The following is a 5,633-nucleotide window of genomic DNA, read 5'->3' as shown; positions in this document are numbered from 1 at the left end:
ATCATCAGCTTGTTCAGCTTCGTCGGCTGCCGCCCCTTGCCGGCGTCGCTTGCCGACGCGCGCAAAGCAGAGCATTTAGTGACCTTGCACCGTCGGGATCTGCCGCGACGGGCTGGAGACTAGCCGGATGAACGAACAACCCGACCGCGCGTCGTTCACCGCAATGGAGGACGGGACTGCAGGCGACTGGCGGATCATCGGCGATCATTTCAAGAGCTTTGCCCGCGAGCTGGCGGACCGCGTCCTCGACCATCTCCGCCTACTCGACGGCGATTTCGGCGGGTTTCCGGTCGATCGGCTCCAGCACAGCCTGCAGACCGCGACCCGGGCCCATCGCGGCGGCGAGGACGAAGCCTATGTCGTGATGGCGCTGCTTCACGATATCGGCGACACGCTCGGCAGTTATAACCACCCGGACATCGCCGCCGCGATTCTCAAGCCGTTCGTTAGCGAGCAATTGCACTGGATGTGCGCCAACCACGGCCTGTTCCAGGCCTATTATTACTTCCATTTCCTCGGAATGGACCGCGACGTGCGCGAAACGGTGCGGGACAATCCTCATTTCGAAGCGACCAGGCGCTTCTGCGAGTTCTACGACCAAGCGGCGTTCGATCCGGGCTATGACAGCGAGCCCCTGTCCTTCTTCGAGCCGATGGTCCGCCGCCTTTTCGCTTCGCCGGTGAACACGGTTTACAAACTGGCCTGAGTTCTCGCGCAACATCTCCTAACCGACGTTAGACGAAGGGAAAAACGGTCCATCGTGAATTGCTAAAGTCTGCAGCGGCGCCATTTCTTTAACCCGCTCTAAACCCTCGTGCCGCTAAGCCGTCCGCCTAGCTTGAGTGGACGCGGAATGTACGAGGCACCAGATCGTTACAAACGGATGATTTCCGCCCGTCTTCCGGGCGGCGAATCGCTCGGCCTGACCAATCAGGCGCCGGCTGACGAGGGCGGCTCGCCGCTGCGCGATATCCAGCTGCTGTCGCGCGGGCAACTCGCCGCCTTTTTCGCCACCGCCAACATCATCGCCGCCACCCTGACCACGGTGACGCTGGGGGGCTCGGCGCCACTCATGTACCTCATCGGTTGGACGGTCGCGGTCGCGCTGGTCAATTTCTTCGCAATGCAATGGTCGCGCAACCAGGCGATTACACATGTCGGGCGTTCGGGTCGCAAGGTCCCGCGCCTGCTGATGATCGGCGATGTGACCCTTCGCGCTGCCCTGTGGCTGTCCTTGCCGCTGTTCCTGTTCGAAGGGCTCGATGTCGGCAGCCAGATAATCATGGCCTCGTTGACTGCGGCGCTCGGCACCGCCGCCCTCGGCCTGGTCGTGATTCCGGCCTGCGCCAGCGCGTGGCTGGTGATGTTCGTGCTGGGGCTGTCGGCGGAACTGCTGATCGCCCGGATCAGTATTCCGTTCGACCATATGCTCTCGATTCTGTTCACGCTCGGTCTGGCAGTGTTTGGCGTCCTCGCCATTTCGCGTTGGGCGTTCCGTCAGCTCGAAACCAACGCCGAGGTCGGCTCGCAAAGCGAAAGCGCGTCGCTGCTGCTGCAGGAATATGAACAGCGTGGCGTCGGTTGGCTGTGGCAGATCGATAGCGACAATCGCGTCACCTACATCAGCAGCCGGATGACCGCCCTGCTCGGCCGCCCCTCGTCGCAGATCCTCGGTCATTCGCTACCCTCGCTGCTCGGCGGCCATGCCGAACTCGGCCGGGTGCTGCTCGAGAAGCAGACCTTCACCGCGCTCGAAATGGAGCTGGGGACGGCTCGCGGGACACGTTGGATTTCGATCGCCGGCGACCCGATCATCGATACTGCCGGGCGCTTCGAAGGCTTCCGCGGCGTCGGCTCGGACATCACCGAGGTGCGTCAGACGCAGGAACGACTGACCCACCTTGCCAACGTCGATGTGCTGTCGGGCCTGCCCAATCGTGGTCGCGTGCGCCAGCTGTTGGGCGAAGCGTTGCGCACGGCGACCGCCGGCAATGTGCCCTGCGCCATCATGTTCCTCGATCTTGACGGGTTCAAGCCGGTAAACGACACCTTCGGCCACCCCAAGGGCGACGCGGTGCTTCAGGCCGTGGCCAAGCGGCTGTGCGACGAAGTCGGCGCCGACGGCCATGTCGGACGGATGGGCGGCGACGAGTTCGCGATCGTCGTCGGCGATGCGCAGAGCCGCCGCAAGATCGAGGGGCTGGCCGACCGCATCATCCGCTCGATCGCCGAGCCCTATCAGATCGACCAGACCGAAATCATCCTCGGCGTGTCGATCGGCTGTGCCTTCGGCCCGATCGACGGGGCGACGGTCGACGATTTGATTCTCAAGGCCGACCTTGCGCTGTACGAGGCCAAGGGGGACGGCCGCGGGGTCGCCAAATATTTCTCGTCCGAGCTTCAGTCGGAGCAGGAAGACCGGGTGCGGCTCGAATCCGACCTGCGTCAGGCGATCTCGCTCAAGCAATTCCACCTGCTGTTCCAGCCGCTCGTGTCGGCGCGCAGCCAGAAGCTGGTCGGATTCGAGGCGCTGATCCGCTGGAACCACCCCCAGCGCGGGCTAGTGCCGCCCCCGGTGTTCATCCCGGTCGCCGAGGAATCGGGCCTGATGCCGACGATCGGCGAATGGGTCATCGAGGAAGCGTGCCGCGCGGTCGCAAGCTGGCCCGAGCCGATCACGCTGGCGATCAACATCTCGCCCAAGCAGCTCATCCAGCCGGCACTGCCCAACTTGGTGAGCCAGGCAATGTCGCGGCACAAGGTGCAGGCCAACCGCCTCGAGCTGGAAGTGACTGAGGGCGTGTTCCTCGGTGACAGTGGCACCACGCTCGACGTGCTGCGCCGCCTCCGTACGCTCGGCGTCGGCATCGCGCTCGACGATTTCGGTACCGGCTATTCGTCGATCGGCTATCTGAACAAGGCCGTGTTCCACAAGCTCAAGATCGACGGCAGCTTTGTTCGCGAGGCCGGCACGCGGCCGGAAAATGTCGCGATCATCCAGTCGATTGTACAGCTTGCGAAGTCGTTCCGGATGTCGATCACCGCCGAGGGAGTGGAGACGGCGCAGGATTTCGAGCGGATGCGCGACCTCGGCTGCGACACGATACAGGGCTATTTGTTCGGACGCCCGCTGAGCTTCGAGCGCGCCAGCGAAATGGTCCACGGCCTTTCGGCCAAGCAGAAGATGGCGAGCTAGCCCCGGGGCAATCCCGGCAAAGGTTAAGCTCGGGGCGAGCGGCGCTGGTGGTGCCAGCAGCCTGCACCCGTTGACGACGCCGCCCTCGCCTCTTAGCGACGGAGACGATCAACAGGAGCTTTCGACCCATGACCTACGTCGTCACCGACGCCTGCATCCGCTGCAAATATATGGATTGTGTCGAGGTGTGTCCGGTCGACTGTTTCTACGAGGGCGACAATATGCTCGTTATCAACCCCAACGAGTGCATCGATTGCGGCGTGTGCGAGCCGGAGTGCCCGGCCGAGGCGATCCTGCCCGATACCGAAAGCGGCAACGAGAAATGGCTCGAGCTCAACGCCAGCTTCTCGGCCGAATGGCCCAACATCACGCGCAAGAAGGACAGCCCCGCCGACGCCGACGAGCATAAGGGCGAAGAGGGCAAATATGACAAATATTTCTCCAGCGAGCCGGGTCAGGGCGACTGACATAAGCGTCAGAATGGCGGTCACATTGTCACGGCCTCGGAACTAGTCTGCATTTCACGCGTCCCCGGTTCAACGAATTGAACAGGGACGACCAGATGTTTCGCAATGTTTTGCTTCTCGCCGTGCTGGCCAGTGCCGCTTCGCCGGCCCTTGCCCAGTCGACCGATGCCGCGCCGCCCGCTTCGACCAACCTACCCGATCCCAATGACGATTCCGACTCGCTGACGATCGGCCTGGGCTGGGCGTTGGTGCCCGATTACGAAGGATCGAACGATCATCGGCTGACCCCCGCAGCGGCGCTGCGGGGCCGCTATCATGGCATTGGCTTCTCAACCCGGGGGACGTCACTGGCGGTGAATGTCGTCCCGCGTGGAACGGGCAAGGTCTCGCTAAGCGCCGGGCCGATCGCCGGGATCCGGCTCAATCGGACAGGGGACATCAAGGATGCGGTCGTCAAGCTGCTGCCCGAGCGGAGCAGGGCAATCGAGCTGGGCGGGTTCGCCGGCCTGTCGGCGCGCGGGCTGACCAACCCCTATGATTCGCTCGGCCTGCGGGTCGAGGTGGTCCACGACGTCGGCCACGCCCACAAGTCGACGATCATCAGCCCGGCGATCGATTTCTCGACCCCACTGTCGCGCACGACGTTCGTCGGTGTGTCGGCGGGGCTGGATTTCGTCCAGAAACGCTATGCAGATACCTATTTCGCGATTTCGCCGACCGAGGCGGCGCTGACCGGACTGCCGGTGTATTCGGGCAAGGGCGGTCTCAAGGACTGGAAGGTCAATTTGATCGCGCTGCAGTCGCTGAGCGGGAGCCTGCTCCACGGCTGGGCGATTGCGGGGACAGTCGGTTATTCGAAGCTGCAGGGCGATTTCAAGCGCTCGCCGATCGTGGCCCAGCGCGGCAAGGCAGGGCAATGGCTCGCTGCCGCGGGGCTGGCCTATACCTTCTAGTCGCGATCGGGCGCACCGAGGGGGAAATAGGCGCGGTAGGGTCTGCCCTCATCGACCGCGCGGGCGACAACCGGATGCGCCAGCAGGCGAGCGCGATAGCCGACGAGGCACGGGCGTGACAGGCCGATTTGCTCGACCCAGTCGGCGTAGAACAGCGCCGGCGCGGCGGTGCAATCGGCCAGCGTGAACGTGTCGCCGATGGCCCAGGGTCCGTCGCCGAGATCGGCTTCCAGCCAGTCATATGCCTTGCCCAAGTTGGCACGCGCCTTGGCGACACCGAACGGATCACGCTGCCCTTCCGGCCTGAGCCGGTCGCCGACGAGCTTCTGCATGTTGGTCATGACGTGGAGATCGAAGAAGCGGTCGAGGAAGCGAGTGCGGAGGCCGTCTTCGCCGTCCGGGATCCAACGGTTCGGACCCGAATGGTGGAGCGCCAGATAATCGATGATCGGGGTCGATTCGAAGATCGCCCGGTCGCCGTCGATCAGTAGTGGGAACTGGCCGAACGGAGAGCGCCCGAGCACGATGGCGGCGTTGGCCGGTTCGTCGGGATGGCCGTCTTCGATGTGGCGATAATCGAAGGGCGTGTGGTCCGCCCACAGCGGGATCAAGACTTTCCAGCAATAGCTGCTGAAGGGATGGGCGAAGAGCTGAAGCATCACCAGCGGCCCTCTGCCATCGCTGCCTGGCGAGCCTGTTCGCGCTCGCTCGGCGGGGTGGTCACGTAGGTGCCAGTCTCGACCGGGCCGACAGGCTGATAGGTGGCGATGATCGTGCCTCCGTCCGATACAAGGTGCCCGGTCATCTTGAGTGTTCGCGGCGGCGTGCCGTCGCCAAACAGGCGCTTGCCCTGGCCGAGGATGATCGGGGACACCATCAACGTCAGCTCGTCGAGCAGCCCGGCGTCGAGCAGCTGCGGATAGAGGGTGCTGCTGCCCTGAATGACGAGGTCGGGGCCGTCGTTTTGCTTGACCGCGCGCAAATTCTCGATCGCATCGATGCGCTGACTATTGGCCC

6 protein-coding genes are annotated in these 5,633 nt (G+C 63.9%); 4 read left to right on the top strand and 2 right to left on the bottom strand.

Annotation, left to right across the window (positions count from 1 at the left end; all coding sequences use genetic code 11):
• Window positions 1–127: 127 nt before the first annotated feature.
• From RMN84_RS02935 to RMN84_RS02920, 4 genes are all read left to right on the top strand, one after another.
• Window positions 128–706, top strand: coding sequence for an HD domain-containing protein (locus tag RMN84_RS02935; protein ID WP_309610710.1), 579 nt, complete (start codon window positions 128–130; stop codon window positions 704–706).
• Between the two features lie 147 nt (window positions 707–853).
• Window positions 854–3,196 carry an EAL domain-containing protein gene (locus RMN84_RS02930; protein ID WP_309610709.1) on the top strand — a complete coding sequence of 781 codons (2,343 nt, stop codon included), beginning with the start codon at window positions 854–856 and terminating at the stop codon, window positions 3,194–3,196.
• A 128-nt stretch (window positions 3,197–3,324) separates the two neighbouring features.
• On the top strand, window positions 3,325–3,663 hold the full coding sequence (gene fdxA / locus RMN84_RS02925) for a ferredoxin FdxA (RefSeq protein WP_309610708.1): 339 nt from the start codon (window positions 3,325–3,327) through the stop codon (window positions 3,661–3,663).
• 95 nt (window positions 3,664–3,758) lie between these two features.
• On the top strand, window positions 3,759–4,616 hold the full coding sequence (locus RMN84_RS02920; protein WP_309610707.1) for a MipA/OmpV family protein: 858 nt from the start codon (window positions 3,759–3,761) through the stop codon (window positions 4,614–4,616).
• Here the strand turns inward: RMN84_RS02920 and RMN84_RS02915 are convergent.
• Together RMN84_RS02915 and RMN84_RS02910 are read right to left on the bottom strand one after the other, a co-directional pair.
• Window positions 4,613–5,275: a glutathione S-transferase family protein gene (locus tag RMN84_RS02915; protein WP_309610711.1), complete on the bottom strand. Its 663-nt coding sequence runs from the start codon at window positions 5,273–5,275 to the stop codon at window positions 4,613–4,615. The two genes, RMN84_RS02920 and RMN84_RS02915, sit on opposite strands and share 4 nt — an antisense overlap.
• Window positions 5,275–5,633, bottom strand: a 359-nt coding sequence (locus tag RMN84_RS02910) for a dihydrofolate reductase family protein (protein WP_309610706.1), incomplete at its 5' end; no start/stop codon positions are given. The genes RMN84_RS02910 and RMN84_RS02915, both read right to left, overlap by 1 nt.

The organism is Sphingomonas sp. (assembly GCF_031380695.1).
Taxonomy (GTDB): domain Bacteria; phylum Pseudomonadota; class Alphaproteobacteria; order Sphingomonadales; family Sphingomonadaceae; genus Sphingomicrobium.
Note: the sequence above shows the minus strand (reverse complement) of the source record. Positions and strands in the feature narration are given on the sequence as shown.

Bases quoted from the DNA above. Each gene is read 5' to 3' on its own strand.
- RMN84_RS02935 (WP_309610710.1), top strand. From the start codon at position 128: ATGAACGAACAACCCGACCGCGCGTCGTTCACCGCAATGGAGGACGGG.
- RMN84_RS02930 (WP_309610709.1), top strand. From the start codon at position 854: ATGTACGAGGCACCAGATCGTTACAAACGGATGATTTCCGCCCGTCTT.
- fdxA (WP_309610708.1), top strand. From the start codon at position 3,325: ATGACCTACGTCGTCACCGACGCCTGCATCCGCTGCAAATATATGGAT.
- RMN84_RS02920 (WP_309610707.1), top strand. From the start codon at position 3,759: ATGTTTCGCAATGTTTTGCTTCTCGCCGTGCTGGCCAGTGCCGCTTCG.
- RMN84_RS02915 (WP_309610711.1), bottom strand. From the start codon at position 5,275: ATGCTTCAGCTCTTCGCCCATCCCTTCAGCAGCTATTGCTGGAAAGTC.